This is a genomic window from Luteibacter sp. 329MFSha, from assembly GCF_900111665.1.
Lineage (GTDB): Bacteria > Pseudomonadota > Gammaproteobacteria > Xanthomonadales > Rhodanobacteraceae > Luteibacter.
In genome coordinates this window covers 41,535-57,255 of sequence record NZ_FOJE01000002.1, presented here as the reverse complement: position 1 = coordinate 57,255, position 15,721 = coordinate 41,535, and the positions used below count along the sequence as shown (strand labels likewise).

General features: G+C 68.2%; 15 protein-coding genes. 12 read left to right on the top strand and 3 right to left on the bottom strand.

The features are described 5' to 3' along the window. Nucleotides 1–209 precede the first annotated feature (209 nt). The 3 genes from BMW54_RS11555 (at nucleotide 210) to BMW54_RS11545 (ending at nucleotide 2,890) form a co-directional block, all read left to right on the top strand. On the top strand, nucleotides 210–383 hold the full coding sequence (locus BMW54_RS11555; protein WP_090056066.1) for a DUF1328 domain-containing protein: 174 nt from the start codon (nucleotides 210–212) through the stop codon (nucleotides 381–383). Between the two features lie 52 nt (nucleotides 384–435). Further along, nucleotides 436–2,181, top strand: coding sequence for a DNA primase (dnaG, locus tag BMW54_RS11550; protein WP_090056064.1), 1,746 nt, complete (start codon nucleotides 436–438; stop codon nucleotides 2,179–2,181). A 91-nt stretch (nucleotides 2,182–2,272) separates the two neighbouring features. Next, a complete protein-coding gene (locus BMW54_RS11545) occupies nucleotides 2,273–2,890 on the top strand; it encodes a DedA family protein (RefSeq protein WP_090056061.1) in 618 nt (205 codons plus the stop codon). A gap of 30 nt (nucleotides 2,891–2,920) precedes the next feature. Here the strand turns inward: BMW54_RS11545 and BMW54_RS11540 are convergent, their stop codons facing one another. Then, complete coding sequence (locus BMW54_RS11540) at nucleotides 2,921–3,796, bottom strand: LysR substrate-binding domain-containing protein (protein ID WP_090056059.1); 876 nt, start codon at nucleotides 3,794–3,796, stop codon at nucleotides 2,921–2,923. 104 nt (nucleotides 3,797–3,900) lie between these two features. On the opposite strand from BMW54_RS11540, the gene BMW54_RS11535 reads away from it, so the two are divergent. From BMW54_RS11535 to dgoD, 8 genes are read left to right on the top strand one after another with little or no spacing between them, the layout of a single operon-like run. Next, complete coding sequence (locus BMW54_RS11535) at nucleotides 3,901–4,899, top strand: 2-dehydro-3-deoxygalactonokinase (protein ID WP_090056057.1); 999 nt, start codon at nucleotides 3,901–3,903, stop codon at nucleotides 4,897–4,899. Nucleotides 4,900–4,922: 23 nt separating this feature from the next. Then, nucleotides 4,923–5,912, top strand: coding sequence for an arabinose ABC transporter substrate-binding protein (locus BMW54_RS11530; RefSeq protein WP_090056055.1), 990 nt, complete (start codon nucleotides 4,923–4,925; stop codon nucleotides 5,910–5,912). Nucleotides 5,913–5,914: 2 nt separating this feature from the next. Continuing rightward, nucleotides 5,915–7,441, top strand: coding sequence for an L-arabinose ABC transporter ATP-binding protein AraG (gene araG, locus BMW54_RS11525; protein ID WP_090056052.1), 1,527 nt, complete (start codon nucleotides 5,915–5,917; stop codon nucleotides 7,439–7,441). A gap of 8 nt (nucleotides 7,442–7,449) precedes the next feature. Further along, nucleotides 7,450–8,451, top strand: coding sequence for an L-arabinose ABC transporter permease AraH (gene araH, locus BMW54_RS11520; protein ID WP_090056051.1), 1,002 nt, complete (start codon nucleotides 7,450–7,452; stop codon nucleotides 8,449–8,451). After that, a complete protein-coding gene (locus BMW54_RS11515; protein WP_090056049.1) occupies nucleotides 8,451–9,353 on the top strand; it encodes an SMP-30/gluconolactonase/LRE family protein in 903 nt (300 codons plus the stop codon). Before araH ends, BMW54_RS11515 begins: the two co-directional genes overlap by 1 nt. Next, nucleotides 9,350–10,159, top strand: a complete 810-nt coding sequence (locus BMW54_RS11510; protein ID WP_254779300.1) for an SDR family oxidoreductase — start codon at nucleotides 9,350–9,352, stop codon at nucleotides 10,157–10,159. Before BMW54_RS11515 ends, BMW54_RS11510 begins: the two co-directional genes overlap by 4 nt. A gap of 5 nt (nucleotides 10,160–10,164) precedes the next feature. Continuing rightward, complete coding sequence (locus tag BMW54_RS11505) at nucleotides 10,165–10,776, top strand: 2-dehydro-3-deoxy-6-phosphogalactonate aldolase (RefSeq protein ID WP_090056046.1); 612 nt, start codon at nucleotides 10,165–10,167, stop codon at nucleotides 10,774–10,776. A gap of 2 nt (nucleotides 10,777–10,778) precedes the next feature. Then, a complete protein-coding gene (gene dgoD, locus BMW54_RS11500; protein WP_090056044.1) occupies nucleotides 10,779–11,930 on the top strand; it encodes a galactonate dehydratase in 1,152 nt (383 codons plus the stop codon). 44 nt (nucleotides 11,931–11,974) lie between these two features. Here dgoD and BMW54_RS11495 read toward each other — a convergent pair whose 3' ends face one another. Further along, nucleotides 11,975–12,508 carry a pseudouridine synthase gene (locus BMW54_RS11495; protein WP_090056041.1) on the bottom strand — a complete coding sequence of 178 codons (534 nt, stop codon included), beginning with the start codon at nucleotides 12,506–12,508 and terminating at the stop codon, nucleotides 11,975–11,977. Then, on the bottom strand, nucleotides 12,509–13,351 hold the full coding sequence (locus BMW54_RS11490; protein ID WP_090056039.1) for a class I SAM-dependent methyltransferase: 843 nt from the start codon (nucleotides 13,349–13,351) through the stop codon (nucleotides 12,509–12,511). A 239-nt stretch (nucleotides 13,352–13,590) separates the two neighbouring features. Between BMW54_RS11490 and BMW54_RS11485 the strand changes: the two genes are divergently transcribed. Beyond that, nucleotides 13,591–15,699: a TonB-dependent receptor family protein gene (locus BMW54_RS11485; protein WP_090056036.1), complete on the top strand. Its 2,109-nt coding sequence runs from the start codon at nucleotides 13,591–13,593 to the stop codon at nucleotides 15,697–15,699. Nucleotides 15,700–15,721: the final 22 nt, after the last annotated feature.

The window sequence follows — 15,721 nt, the reverse complement described above, 5'->3', positions numbered from 1 at the left end:
CTTGCGCGACATGTTTTGGAGCCGTGCCCGCGAGCTGGCGCGCCAGCTTCGGCGCAGCGGCGAAAAGCCGTCGCGCGCAGGGCGCGCTCCTACCAACGGCTCGCCGTGGTGGGGGCAACCTGCCCCTTTCACGACACCCCCACGTTCACGTCCGCATCCTCCCCCACGCGACTGGCGGGTGTTCCTCCGGCGCCCGACGGAGGTCTCCCATGCTCAAGTACGCCATCATCTTCGGCCTCATCGCCCTGGTCACCGGCGCGCTCGGCTTCAGCCGGGTCTCGGGGATCGCCGCGACGATCGCCAAGGTCTGCTTCGCCATCTTCCTGATCCTCTTCGTGCTCGCGATCCTCGCCGTCATCGGCGTGTTCCACATGGCGTTCTGACGAGTCCGCCAGACTCCATACGGAAGCGGATGCGTGGCATCCTAGGGGGCTCATGCGTGGCCGTATCCCCGACAATTTCATCGATGAGCTCCTGACCCGCGTCGACATCGTCGACGTGATCGAACGGCGCGTCCCGCTGAAGAAGGCGGGGCGCGAGTGGACGGCCTGCTGCCCGTTCCACAACGAGCGCTCGCCCTCGTTCTATGTCAGCCCCCAGAAGCAGTTCTTCCATTGCTTCGGCTGCGGCGCCCACGGCAGCGCGATCAAGTTCATCATGGACTACGACCGCCTCGAATTCCCCGACGCCATCGAGGAACTCGCCCAGTCGGTCGGCCTGAAGGTGCCCTACGAGGGCGCTCGCGACGACAAGCCGCGCGAGGACCGCAGCGACCTCTACACGCTGCTCGACGAGGCGGCCAGCTTCTACCAGCGCGAGCTCGGCAACAGCGCCGAGGCCCGGTCGTACGTCGACCGGCGCGGCCTCGACGACGAGATCGTGAAGCGCTTCCGCATCGGCTGGGCGCCGGCGGGTTTCGACGGCGTGCTCAAGGCCCTCGGCACCACCGACCGGCGACGCCAGCTGCTCAACGAGGCCGGCATGGTCGCCAGCAACGAGCGCGGCAACCGCTACGACCGCTTCCGCGAGCGCGTCATGTTCCCGATCCTCGATCGCCGTGGCCGCGTGATCGCCTTCGGCGGCCGCGTGCTGTCGTCCGAGCAGAGCCCGAAGTACCTCAATTCGCCGGAAACCCCGCTTTTCCACAAGGGTCGCGAGCTGTTCGCCCTGTGGCAGGTGAAGCAGGCGAACCAGACCCTCACCCGGATCATGGTGGTCGAGGGCTACATGGACGTCATCGCCCTGCACCAGGCCGGCCTGCCGATTGCCGTCGCCACCCTCGGCACCGCGACCACACCGGAGCATGCCGAAGTCCTCTTCCGCGCCGCTCCCGACGTCTACTTCTGCTTCGACGGCGACCGCGCCGGCCGGCAGGCCGCGTGGCGTGCGCTCGAGTCGATCCTCCCGCGCATGCGCGACGGCCGCCAGGCGCACTTCCTCTTCCTGCCCGATGGCGAGGATCCGGACACACTGGTCCGCAAGGAAGGCAAGGAGGGTTTCGAGAAGCGCATGACCGACGCGATGCCGATGTCGGAGTACTTCTTCGAGGAACTGGCCCGCGATGTGGACACCTCAAAGATCGATGGCCGGGCCCGCCTGGCCGAGCGGGCGCGCCCGCTTATCGCACGCCTGCCGGACGGCGCGTTCCGCGACCTGATGGGCCAGGAACTGCAGCGGCGCACCGGCGCCCGCGCCGTGCTCGAGGCCGAGCCGGAGGCGAATGCCCGTCTTGCCCAGGCCCGTCCGGCCAACGTGCAGCGCAGCCTCGTCCGCAGCGCCATCACGCTGCTGCTCGCGCAGCCGGCGCTTGCCGAGGAGGTCGAGCCGCCCTACGCCTTCCTGCGCCTGAATCGACCGGGGGTCGGCCTGCTCGCCGAACTCGTCGACGTGGCCCGTGCCCGCCCCGGCATCAACCCGGCCGTGCTCGTCGAGCACTTCATGGATCGGCCCGAGTACGCGTCGTTACAGAAGCTCATGGCCGCCGAGGTGATCGGCGAGGCGGACATGCAGCGCGTCGAATTCCTCGACGCGCTGGCCCAGATGCAGCGCCAGGCCACGACACAACGTCGCGAGTACCTGATCGCCCGCGCGCGCGAAGGCGTGCTCGACGACACCGAAAAAGCCGAACTTCGCGTGCTCCTGGCGGCCCGCGCGACCCCCGCACCCATGGATGGCGAATGATGCATCGCACCGCAGCCGTAACGCGATCCGTGGGATCATCCCGACTTCGTACCTCCAGGGGACCGGCCCCAGCCGGCTTCGCGCACCACTGATGGACCTGCTCAACGACCTCGTCGATTTCTTCGGAAGGAACGGCTACCTCGCCGTCTTCTTCGCGCTGATGCTCTGCGGGGCGGGCCTGCCCCTGCCCGAGGACATCACGCTCGTGGCCGGCGGCATCATCACGGGCCTGGGCTACGGCGACGTCCACACCATGGTCGGCGTCGGCATGGCGGGCGTGCTGGTGGGCGATTCCACGATGTTCCTGCTCGGTCGTCATTTCGGCGGCCGGATCATGAGCTGGCGGTTCGTGGCGCGCCTGCTGACGCCCGAGCGCTATGCGAAGGTGCAGGAGAAATTCGAGCGCTACGGCAATCGCATGATGTTCGTCGCGCGGTTCCTGCCCGGCATGCGCACCGCGGTGTTCATCACCGCCGGCGCCACGCATCGTGTCGGCTTCTTCCGCTTCCTCCTCCTCGATGGACTGGCGGCCGCCATCAGCGTGCCGATCTGGGTGTACCTCGGGTATTTCGGCGCGCACAACCACGAGTGGCTGGCGATGTGGATCCACCGCGGCCAGACGGGCGTATGGCTGGCCATCGCCGGCGCGCTGCTGGCCCTCGGCGTGATCTGGTGGCGGCGCAAGCGCGCGGCCCGCGACTGCGGCTGAAGCGCCACCCCCCCCTTCGGTAGACAATCGTCACGCCGCGGGCGCGAGCTCCGAGGTGAGCCATGCGCGGAACGTCGCCAGCTCCTCGCGATCGGCCGCGTCGCGTGACACCGCAAGGTAATACGTGTGCTGGAGCGGTAGCGGAAGGCGGAACGGCTCCACCAGGCGTCCGGCCGCGAGGTCGTAGGCCACGAGCAGTTCCTGCGCCAGCGCCACGCCCTGCCCCTCGATGGCGGCCTGCAGCATCATCGTGCCGTCGCCGAACCCCATCTCCCGCGATACCGGCCCCGGCTCCACGCCAGCCCGCTCGAACCACTGGTCCCAGCTGACCGCCGCGGCCGCGCGACGCCCCGGGCGTTCGTGGAGGAGCATCTGCGCGGCGAGATCCTCAGGTCCGCGCAGCGCGCCCGCGAGCGATGGCGCGCACACCGGCGTGTAGCCGCTCACCACGAGGATGGACTGCTCCACACCTTCGACGACGCGATCGTCGACGGAGAGGTCCCACGTGCCCTCGTCGCCACCGTCGGTCACGACCTCGACGGCGATCGCCGGGTGCCGCGCGAAGAACCGGAAGAGCCGTGGCACGAGCCACTTCGTACCGAACGTCGGGGGAACGGCGACCCGCAACGAGGCGTCGCGCTGCCCCATCAGCTGGTCCGTGGCATGCTGCAGTGCACGAAACGCGTCGCGAATACGAGGAAAATAGTTCTCGCCGGCCGCCGTCAGCGAGAGTCGATTGTTGCTACGCACAAACAACGGCGTGCCGAGATACGACTCCAGCAATTTGACTTGCGCACTGACCGCCGCGGCCGTCAGCGAGAGTTCCTCGCCGGCCTTCGTGAAGCTCATATGCTGCGCTGCAAGCTCGAACACGCGCACGGCATGGAGGGGTAGCGAGCGCTTCATTGCGGACTCATTCAAAAAAACTTGGGGAAACCCCGAAGAAATTCTAGTTTGCCTGCCTTGTCAGGCAACGCCAAGAATCCGGGGCGATTTCGAGCGGACCATCGATGAACATCCTCACGATCGACACCGGCACCACCAACACGCGGGTCACCGTCTGGAAGGACGGCGACGTCGCCGGTCAGGCCGCCCGCCAGGTCGGCGTGCGCGACACCGCGATCACCGGCAGCAAGACGAAGCTCGAAGAAGGCGTGCGCGAGACGATCGGCGAGGCGCTGGCGACGGCGTCGCTCGGCGAAGCCGACATCGGCCGCGTGATCGCCTCGGGCATGATCACGTCGAACGTGGGTCTCTGCGAGATTCCGCACGTACCCGCCGCCGCCGGCATCGGCGACCTCGCCGGCGCGATGCGCGAAAGCCTCGTGCCCAACGTGTGGCGCGAGCCGATCTGGTTCGTGCCCGGCGTGCGCAACGCCGTCGATCACATCGGCCTGCACAACTGCGAGGCGATGGACATGATGCGCGGCGAGGAGGTCGAATCCTTCGCGCTGGTGGAGCGCCTCGGCATCGACGAACCCACCGTCATCGTGCTGCCAGGCTCGCACTCCAAGTTCGTCAGCATCGACGGCAAGCGGCGCATCGAGGGCTGCGTCACCACGCTCGCCGGCGAACTGCTGCACGTGATCTCGCACGACACGATCCTCGCGGGGTCGCTGAAGGAAGGTTTCGCGAAGCAGGTCGATACGGACATGCTGCTGGCGGGCGCGAACTCGGCGAAAAAGATCGGTCTCGGTCGCGCCTGCTTCAGCGTGCGCATCCTCGACCAGTTCGCCGTGTACGACGCCAACGCGCGCGCCAATTTCCTGCTCGGTGCCGTCCTCGGCTCCGATCTGCTGACGCTGAAGAATTCCAGCGCCATTCGCATGAGCCCGGGCACCCGCTTCGTCATCAGCGGCAAGCCGATCCTGCGCGAAGCCATCGCCCGCCTGGTCGAAGGCGACGACTTCTTCTCCGGCACCGTCACGGTGCTGGACGACGACGACCAACGCGACCTCGCGGGCTACGGCGCCATCGCCGTCGCTCGCGAACGCGGCCTGGTCGACTGACTGAATCCAAGAGGAGGGACCGCATGAAGAACAAGATCGCCACTGGCCTCAAAGTGCTCGCACTGGCCCTGACGCTTTCCGCCTGCTCGTCGGGCGGCAACGACCAGGTCAAGATCGGCTTCGTCGTGAAGCAGCCCGAGGAACCGTGGTTCCAGGACGAATGGAAGTACGCCGAACAGGCGGCGAAGGAAAAAGGCTTCACGCTGGTGAAGATCGGCGCGCCGGACGGCGGCCAGGTGCTCACCGCCATCGACAATCTCAAGTCGCAGCATGCGCAGGGCTTCATCATCTGCACGCCCGACGTGAAGCTGGGCCCGTCCATCGTCGCCAAGGCGAAAGCGGACGGCCTGAAGCTCATGACGGTCGACGACCGCCTCGTCGACGGTTCGGGCAACGCGATCGACACGGTCCCGCACATGGGCATCTCGGCGTCGAAGATCGGCGAGCAGGTCGGCCAGGCTATCGCGGACGAGATGAAGAAGCGCGGCTGGAATCCGGAAGAGACCGGCGCCCTGCGCATCTCCTACGACCAGCTGCCCACCGCGAAGGAGCGTACCGACGGCGCCATCGCGGCGCTGACCGCCGCGGGATTCCCGACCGCCAACATCGTCAACGCCCCGGAAGCGAAGACGGACACGGAGAACGCGTTCAACGCCGCGAACATCGCCATCACGCAGAACCCGAAGTACAAGCACTGGGTCGCGTTCGGCCTCAACGACGAGGCCGTGCTGGGTGCCGTGCGTGCCGCCGAGGGTCGCGGTTTCCGTGCCGACAACATGATCGGCGTGGGCATCGGCGGCAGCAACTCGGCGCTCAACGAGTTCGCCAAGGGCGAGCCGACCGGCTTCTTCGGCAGCGTGCTGATCAGCCCGAAGCGCCACGGCTATGAGACCTCGGTGAACATGTACGAGTGGATCAAGAACGACAAGGCGCCGCCGCAGCTGACGCTGACCACCGGCCAGCTGATCACCAAGGCCAACTCGGCCGAGGTGCGCAAGGAAATGGGGCTCTGACGATGACGGATGCTCCGCGCCTCGAGTTCCGCCACATCGGGAAGAGCTTCCCGGGCGTGCGCGCGCTCTCCGACGTCGGCTTCAGCGTGCGCGCCGGCAGCGTGCACGGCCTGCTCGGCGAGAACGGCGCGGGCAAGTCGACGATGATGAAGATCCTCGGCGGGGAGTACATCCCCGACGAGGGCGAGGTGGCGATCGACGGTCGCGCGATGGACTTCCGCAAGGCCGCCGACGCGATCGACGCGGGCGTCGCGGTCATCCACCAGGAACTTCAGTACGTACCCGAACTTTCGGTGATGGAGAACCTGTTGCTCGGCCGCCTGCCGACGCGCTTCGGCCTCGTCGACCGGCGCCGCGCGCTGGCGTGGACGCGCGAACGCCTGGACGCGCTCGGCGTCGACCTCGATCCGCGCGCGAAGCTCAAGGCACTCTCGATCGGCCAGCGGCAGATGGTCGAGATCGTGAAGGCGATCCTGCGCGACGCGAAGATCCTCGCGCTCGACGAACCCACCAGCTCGCTGTCGCATCGCGAGACCGAGGTGCTGTTCCGCCTCGTGCGCGACCTCCGCGCGCAGGGCAAGGCGATGATCTACATCTCGCACCGCCTCGACGAGATTTTCGAGCTGTGCGACGCCGCGACGATCTTCCGCGACGGCCGCAAGGTCGCCGACTTCGACACCCTCGAAGGCGTGACGCGCGACACCCTCGTGCAGCGCATGGTCGGCCGCGACATCGGCGACATCTGGGGCTACCGGCCCCGCGAGCATGGCGACATCCGCCTTTCCGTGAAGAACGTCTCGGGCCGCGCCGTGCAGCAACCGGTGAGTTTCGAGGTGAAGGCGGGCGAGATCGTCGGCTTCTTCGGCCTCGTCGGCGCGGGCCGTTCCGAGATCATGCGCGTCATCTACGGCGCCGACCGCCGCCTCACCGGCGACGTCGCCGTGGACGGCCAGCCGGTGAAGCCGTCGCAGATCCGCGACGCCATCCGCCACGGCCTGGTGCTCTGCCCGGAGGATCGCAAGGAGGACGGCATCATCGGCGTCCGCTCCGTCTCCGAGAACATCAACATCAGCGCGCGGCGCAACCATCTCGTCGCCGGGCTCTTCGTCAACGACCGCGTCGAGGCGAAGACCGCCGACGGTTACATCGACCGCCTGCGCATCCGCACGCCGCACCGCCGGCAGGAAATCCGCCTGCTCTCCGGCGGCAACCAGCAGAAGGCCGTGCTGTCGCGCTGGCTGGCGGAGCGCGACCTCCGCGTGCTGATCGTCGACGAACCCACGCGCGGCATCGACGTCGGCGCCAAGAACGAAATCTACAACGTGCTCTATGAGCTGGCCGGGCGCGGCGTGGCGGTGGTGATGATCTCGAGCGAACTGCCGGAAGTGCTCGGCGTGTCCGATCGCGTGATCGCCATGTGCCGCGGACGCATCGTCGCCCAGTTCAGCCGAGACGAGGCGAACGAGGCCAACGTCCTCGCCGCCGCCCTCCCCGAAGGCGCCAGCGCCACCCCCACGCCTGCCAGGTAAGACAGCCCATGACCGAGTCCTCCGCCGCCGCCATCGGCGCCACCCGCGACACCCCGGCCACGCGCCGCCGCGCCCTGTTCTGGCAGGTCGTCGACGACTACAGCCTGATCCTGATCTTCATCGCGCTGTTCGCGGTGCTCAGCGCCTCGGTGCAGTACTTCTTCTCGTGGGACAACATGGTCGGCCTGCTGCTGTCCGTGTCGCAGATCGGCATGGTGTCGTGCACCATGATGTTCTGCCTCGCGTCGCGCGATTTCGACCTCTCCGTGGGTTCGACCGTGGCTTTCGCGGGCGTGTTCTGCGCCATCGTCGCCAATGCCACCGGCAGCGTCGCGATCGGCGTCGCGGCGAGCCTCGCCGCGGGTGCGCTGGTCGGCTTCGTCAACGGCGCGGTGATCGCCAAGCTCAAGATCAACGCCCTGATCACCACGCTGGCGACGATGGAAATCGTGCGCGGCCTCGCCTTCATCAGCTCGCACGGCCAGGCCGTGGGCGTCAGCAACGAAGCCTTCTTCACGCTCGGCAGCGCCTCGGTGCTCGGCCTGCCGGTGCCGGTCTGGGTCACGCTGGCCTGCTTTGTCGTCTTCGGCGTGCTGCTCAACAAGACCATCTACGGCCGCAATACGCTGGCGATCGGCGGCAACCCGGATGCCTCGCGCCTCGCCGGCGTCGCGGTGGACCGCGTGCGCATCGCCATCTTCCTCATCCAGGGCGTGATCGCCGCGCTCGCGGGCATCATCCTCGCCTCGCGCATGACCAGCGGCCAGCCCAACGCGGGCGAAGGCTTCGAACTCAACGTGATCTCCGCCTGCGTGCTGGGCGGCGTGTCGCTCATGGGCGGCCGGGCGAGCATCAGCGGCGTGATCGTTGGCGTTCTCATCATGGGCACCGTGCAGAATGCGATGAGCCTCATGAACATCGACGCCTTCTACCAGTACCTCGTCCGTGGCACGATCCTGCTGATCGCGGTGCTGGTGGACCAGCTCAAGAACCGCAGACAGGCCCGCTGATGACCGATACCTTCAAACCGCTGTCCGGGCACCGCCAGGCCCATGCCGAGGGCGTGATCTGGGACGACCTCACCCAACGCGTCCGCTGGACCGACATCGCCACGTCGACGCTGTACGCCTACGACCCGGAAACGGGCCAGATCGACGAACACACGTTGCCCGCCCGCGTCTGCTGCTTCGCGCTCACGCACGAAGCGGGCGTGCTGCTGCTGGCCATGGAAAAGCAGGTGGCGCGCTTCTATACGCAGGACGGCAGGCTGCAGGTGCTGGCGGACATCGAGCCCGACCTGACCGGCATGCGCGCCAACGACGGGCGCTGCGACCGCGCCGGCAACTTCGTCTTCGGCACGCTCAACGAATCCGGCCCGCGCAACGACGACGGAAGCCCCGCGAAGATCGCCTCGTTCTGGCGTTTCACGCACGACGGCCGGCTCCATCGCCTGGCGCTGCCGAAGGCCGCCATCACCAACAGCATCTGCTTCAGCCCCGACGGCGGCACGATGTACTTCACCGATTCGCCCACCGCGCAGATCATGGCGTGCGACTACGATGCCGCCACGGGCGACGTCGCCAACATCCGCGTGTTCGCCGAACTGCGCGCGGGAATGGAGCCGGACGGCTCCACGGTCGACGCCGAGGGCTACGTCTGGAACGCGGAATGGGGCGCGTCGCGCGTCGTGCGCTATGCGCCGGACGGCCGCATCGACGCCACCATCGATCTTCCGGCGCGGCAGCCCAGCTGCGTCAGCTTCGCAGGAAAGGATCTCGACCGCATGGTCATCACGTCAGCCAACAAATACCTCGCCGAAGTGGAGCCGTTCGACGGCGCCATCTTCATCGGCACGCCGCCGCGTGGCCGCGGCCTTCCCGAAGCCCGCTACGGCCACGAGGTGCGCGCATGAACGCCGGCATGCAGCCCGATCCGCGCACGACGCCCCTGCCCCGCCTCGCCGGCAAAGTCGCCATCGTCACCGGTGCCACGCAGGGCATCGGCGCCGCGACCGCGAAGCTCTTCGCCGCGCATGGGGCGTCGGTCGTGCTGAACGTGCTCGAGGACAACGCGCAGGCACGCGAGACGCTCGCGGGACTGAACACCGACAAGGCCATGCTCTTCGAGGCCGACGTCACTCACCCCGACGCGATCCAGCGGATGGTCGACGCCGCGACCGAGCGTTTCGGCGCGCCCGACGTGCTGGTGAACAACGCGGGCATCAACGTCTTCAACGATCCCCTGTCCCTGAGCGACGACGAATGGACGCGCTGCTTCGAGGTCGACCTCAAGGGCGCCTGGAACTGCGCGAAGGCCGTGCTGCCGGGCATGCTCGGCCTCGGTCGCGGCAGCATCGTCAACATCGCCTCGGTGCACGGCCACAAGATCATTCCGCACTGCTTCCCCTACCCGGTGGCGAAGCACGGCCTGATCGGCCTGACCAAGGCGCTGGGCATCGAATACGCCGCGCGCGGCATCCGCGTGAATTCGATCTCGCCGGGGCTCGTGCTCACCGCCATCGCCGAGGCCGGCTTCGCCGCGGCGCCGGATCCGGAGGCCGAGCGCCGCAAGCAGACCGAGATCCTGCCCAACAAGCGCATCGGGACACCGGAAGAAATCGCGTACACCGCGCTCTTCCTCGCCTCCGACGAAGCCCGTTACATCAATGCCGCCGACATCCGCATCGACGGTGGCCGTTCCCAGCTCTATCACGAGTGATCCCCATGGCCTGGCCCACCGCCCTCCCCCTCGTCGCGATCCTGCGCGGCATCACGCCCGACGAAGCCGTCGACCACGTCGAGGCGCTGATCGCCGAGGGCTTCGACGCCATCGAGATCCCCCTGAACTCCCCCGACTGGCGGCGCAGCATCCCGCTGGCCGTGCAGGCGGCGGGTGACCGCGCGCTGGTGGGCGCGGGCACGGTGCTCACCCCGGAACTCGTCGACGAGGTCGCCGACCTGGGCGGCCATCTGCTGGTGACCCCGAACACGGACGCGGCGGTCGTACGCCAGGGCATCAAGCGCGGCATGTACGCGTCCATCGGCTTCGCGACGCCCAGCGAGGCCTTCGTGGCCCTGGCCGCGGGAGCCCAGTCGCTGAAGCTGTTCCCGGCGTCCAACCTGGGCCCGGGGTACATCCGCTCGATCCGCGCGGTGCTGCCGCCGGACTTGCCCCTGCTGGCGGTCGGCGGCGTCACGCCCGACAATCTGGGCCAGTACCTCGACGCCGGCTGCATCGGCGCGGGACTCGGCAGCGATCTGTACAAACCCGGACAGCCGGTCTCGCGCACGCGCGAGCGCGCCGCCGCCTTCGTCAAAGCCTACCGCTCGGTCTGAACATGAAAGTCACCCGGATCACCACGTACCGCGTTCCTCCCCGCTGGATGTTCCTCAAGATGGAGACCGACGAGGGCATCGTCGGCTGGGGCGAGCCGGTGGTCGAAGGCCGGGCGCGCACCGTCGAGGCCGCCGTCCAGGAACTCTCCGAGTTCGTGATCGGCAAGGACCCGGCGCGCATCAACGACATCTGGCAGACGATGTACCGCGGCGGTTTCTATCGCGGCGGCGCGGTCTTCATGAGCGCGATGGCCGGCATCGACCAGGCGCTGTGGGACATCAAGGGCAAGGCGCTCGGCGCGCCCGTCTACGAGCTGCTCGGCGGCCGCGTGCGCGATCGCATGAAGACGTACTGCTGGGTGGGCGGCGACCGGCCCGCCGACGTCATCGCGCAGATACGCGAACGCCTCGCGCACGGCTTCGACACGTTCAAGATGAACGGTTGCGAGGAGATGGGCATCATCGGATCGAGCAAGGCCGTGGACGCGGCGGTGGCCCGTGTCGCGGAGATCCGCGAAGCTTTCGGCAACACCATCGAGTTCGGCCTGGACTTCCATGGCCGCGTGTCCGCGCCCATGGCCAAGGTGCTGGTCAAGGAACTGGAGCCCTTCCGCCCGCTCTTCATCGAAGAACCGGTGCTGGCGGAACAGGCCGAGTACTACCCACGCATCGCCGCGCAGACGTCGATTCCGATCGCCGCCGGCGAGCGCATGTATTCGCGCTTCGAGTTCAAGCACGTGCTCGAGCGTGGCGGCATCTCCATCATCCAGCCCGACCTCTCGCACGCCGGCGGCATCACCGAATGCGTGAAGCTCGCCGCGATGGCCGAAGCCTACGACGTGGCCTTCGCGCCGCATTGCCCGCTCGGCCCCATCGCGCTCGCGTCGTGCCTCCACGTCGACTTCGTCGCCTGGAACGCCACGCTGCAGGAGCAGAGCATCGGCATCCACTACAACCGCGGCGGCGAAGTGCTCGACTACGTCGTGAACAAGGACGCCCTGAAGCTCGACGAGGGCGGCTACGCGCATCCGTTCACGGCACCCGGCCTCGGTATCGAGGTCGACGAGGCATTGGTGATCGAGCGCAACCGCGACGTCGCCGACTGGCGCAATCCGCTGTGGCGGCACCCGGATGGGTCGGTCGCGGAGTGGTGAACCGTTCGTCCAACCGGAATCGCCGATCGTATCGGCGATTCGCGCTAGCGAAGGAGCCGGGTTTCGCCCAGGCCCAGCCCGTCCAGCCGATACTCTCCGATCGATTCACGGATCAGCCGCAACGTCGGCAATCCCACCGCCGCCGTCATGCGCCGCACCTGCCGATTGCGCCCCTCGCGCAGCACGATGCGCAACCACGCATCCGGCACCGTCTTGCGGAAACGCACGGGCGGATCGCGGGGCCATAGCCAGTCGGGTTCGTCGATGGCCTCGACACCCGCGGGGAGCGTCGGCCCGTCGTTGAGGGTGACGCCGCGACGGAGGCGTTCGAGCGCTTCCTCCGTCGGCGTCCCCTCGACCTGCACCACATACGTCTTCGGTTGCTTGTGTTTCGGATCCGCCAGGCGGTGCTGCAGCTTGCCGTCGTCGGTCAGCAGCAGAAGGCCTTCGCTGTCGTGGTCCAGCCGTCCGGCGGCGTACACACCCTTCTGCGTCACGAAGTCGGCCAGCGTGCGCCGGCCGCCTTCGTCGGTGAACTGGCAGAGCACCCCGAAGGGCTTGTTCAACGCGAGCAGCACTTATTTCGCGGAAGCAGGCTTCACGAAGCGCAGGGTCATGCGGTCCGACTCGCCGATCGCCTGGTACTTCGCCTTGTCCGTTTCGCCCAGTTCGAGCACGGGCGGGAGCGTCCACACGCCCTTCGGATGATCGTGGTTGTCCTTCGGATTGGCGTTGACCTCGCTCTGGCCGTCCAGCCGGAAGCCGGCGTCGGTCGCGAGCTTGATCACGTAATCGGTCGGCAGGTAACCCGAGTTCACCACGTCGTCGACCTTCTTGCCCTTGTCGGCGCGATGGTCTTCGACACCGAGGACGCCGCCGGGCTTGAGCACCGCGAAGAACGCCTTGAACATCGCCTCGGCCGTGCCGTCCGCGGCCCAGTTGTGCACGTTGCGGAAGGTCAGCACCATGTCCGCCGAGCCGGGCTTGCCGAGGTCCGGCGCCTTGTGATCGAACTCGCGGATCTCGGCCAGCTTGTACTGGGCCGGCTTGTCCGCGAACTTGTTCTTCATCGCCGTCACGCCCTTCGAGCCCTTCTCGATGGCGGCGACGTAATGGCCGTTGGGGTTGAGGTACGGCGCGAGGATCTCGGTGTACCAGCCGCCCGACGGATAGATCTCGATCACCGTCATGTCCGGACGGACGCCGAAGAACTTCAGGGTCTCCGCCGGATGGCGGTACTTGTCGCGCGCCACGAACGCCGGCGTGCGCCAGGTGCCCGCGACTGCCTTGTCGATCAGCGCGGCGCTGGCGGCACCCGCGCTGGCCGGGGCCGTGGGCGCGGCGGGCTGGTCGGCCTGGAAGGCCTGCGCGCCGACCGACACGGCGAGACCGATCACACTGGCGATGACGAACTTCTTCATGGCGCGTACCGATGCGTTGGGATGGTGGGCGGGAAGGCTAGCATGCCCCCGCGGTGGTAGGAGCGGACCTGGCTGCGACGGCTTTTCGCTGGGGCGCGACAGGGACTGAGCGTGTCGCGAAAAGCTGTCGCGGCCAGGTCCGCTCCCACGGAAGAGGGTATTCGCGGTTCGTGCGTGCGTTCCCACGGAATCGCGACGCGGGATCGTGGATGATGCGGGTTCCCCCGGAAGGACTCCCCATGCGGCCCCATCTTCGTCCCCTCGCCGGCGGCATCCTGCTCGCGCTCTGCACGGCCGCGGCCGCGCAGGAGGCTCGTCTCGCTCCCGTCGTGGTCACGGCGACGCGCAGCGAGCAGTCGCCTTACGACATCCCGGCCGCCATCGATGTCGCGGCGACGCCGCCCGATGGCTCGCTCGACGTGAACCTCTCGGAACGCGTCCAGGCGATCCCCGGCATCGTGGCGCGCGACCGGCAGAACTACGCGCAGGACGCCCAGGTGTCGATCCGCGGCTTCGGCGCGCGCTCGACCTTCGGCATCCGGGGCGTGCGGCTCTACACGGACGGCATCCCAGCCACGATGCCCGACGGCCAGGGGCAGGTGTCGCATTTCAATCTCGATTCCGCCGATCGCGTCGAAGTGCTGCGCGGCCCGTTCTCGGCGCTCTACGGCAACGCGTCGGGCGGCGTGGTGCAGCTGTTCACCGCCGACGGCACGCAGCCGCCGGAGCTGCGCTTCGGCGTCGCGGGCGGGAGCAACGGGAACTTCCGTTCGTCGGTCAATGCGCGGGGCGTCGAAGGTCCGGTCGACTACAACGTCGACGTCACCCACTTCCGCACCAGCGGCTATCGCGACCACAGCGCCGCGCGACGCGAATCGGGCAACGCGAAGATCGGCTGGAAGATCGACGAGGACGCGAAGCTCACCCTCGTCCTCAACGCCCTCGACGTGCCGGACGCGCAGGATCCGCTGGGCCTGACGCGCGCGCAGTACAAGGCCGATCCCCGCCAGGTGGCCGCCGTCGCGAACACGTTCGACACGCGCAAGTCGGTGGACCAGCAACAGGCCGGTCTCATCTACGACCAGCGCCTCGACGACGCGAACAGCCTTCGCGTGATGGGCTATTACGGCAGGCGCAGCGTGTTGCAGTACCTGTCGATCCCGGTGGCGACGCAGTCATCGCAGCCGGGCAATTCGGGCGGCGTGGTGGACCTGGGCAACGAATACGGCGGCGGCGACGCGCGCTGGACGTGGCGCGACACGCTCGCCGGCCGGCCGTTCGAGATCGCCGCCGGCCTGGCCTACGACAACCAGACGCAGCATCGGCAGGGTTACGAGAATTTCGTGGGCCGCTCGCTCGGCGTGCGTGGCGCGAAGCGGCGCAACGAGATCGACCGCGTGTTCGACTTCGACCAGTACGCCCAGGCCACCTGGCGAGTCGCCGACGACTGGACGCTGATGGGCGGCGCGCGCCACAGCGAGGTCCGCTTCCGTTCGACGGACCGCTACGTCGCCGCCGGCAACCCGGACGACAGCGGCAGCGTGACGTACTCGGCGACCACGCCGGTGTTCGGCGTGCTCTGGCGAGCGGCGCCCTGGCTGCACGCCTACGCGAACTGGGGACGCGGCTTCGAGACGCCGACGTTCTCGGAACTCGGCTACCGCGCGGATCGTGGCGCGGGCCTGGCGTTCGACCTGAAACCCTCGCATTCGCGGAACGAGGAGATCGGCATCAAGCTGCGACCCACCGACCGCGTCCAGGCGGGCCTCGCGGTCTACCGCGCGGACAGCGACGACGAACTCGCCGTCGCGACCAACCTGGGCGGCCGCACGACTTACCAGAACATCGCCAGCTCGCGCCGGCAGGGCGTGGAGCTCTCGTTCGATGGCGAGCTCGCGCGCGACCTGCACCTGGTCGCGGCCTATACGCGGATCCAGGCCAGCTTCCGCTCACCGTTCCTCACCTGCGTGTCGGCCGGCTGCGCCGCGCCCGACACGCCGGTCGCCGCCGGTACGCGCATTCCCGGCGTGCCGCGCTCGACCGGCTACGCCGCGCTGAAGTACGGCGCCGATCGCGGCTGGCAGGCCGGCGTCGACATGAGCGCGATGGGTTCGACGTCCGTCAACGACCTCGGTACGGAGTCGGCGCCAGGCTACGCGCTATTCGGCGTGTCGGGTGGCTACGTCTTCGACGACGGACCGTGGCGCGTGAACACGTTCGCGCGCGTGGACAACGTCGCGGACCGGCATGTCGTCGGTTCCGTGATCGTCAACGACGGCAACGGGCGTTACTACGAGCCGGCGCCGGGGCGGACGCTGCTGGTGGGCGTGGACGTGCGCTGGCGATAAGGGACGCCGTCGCGACGCCATC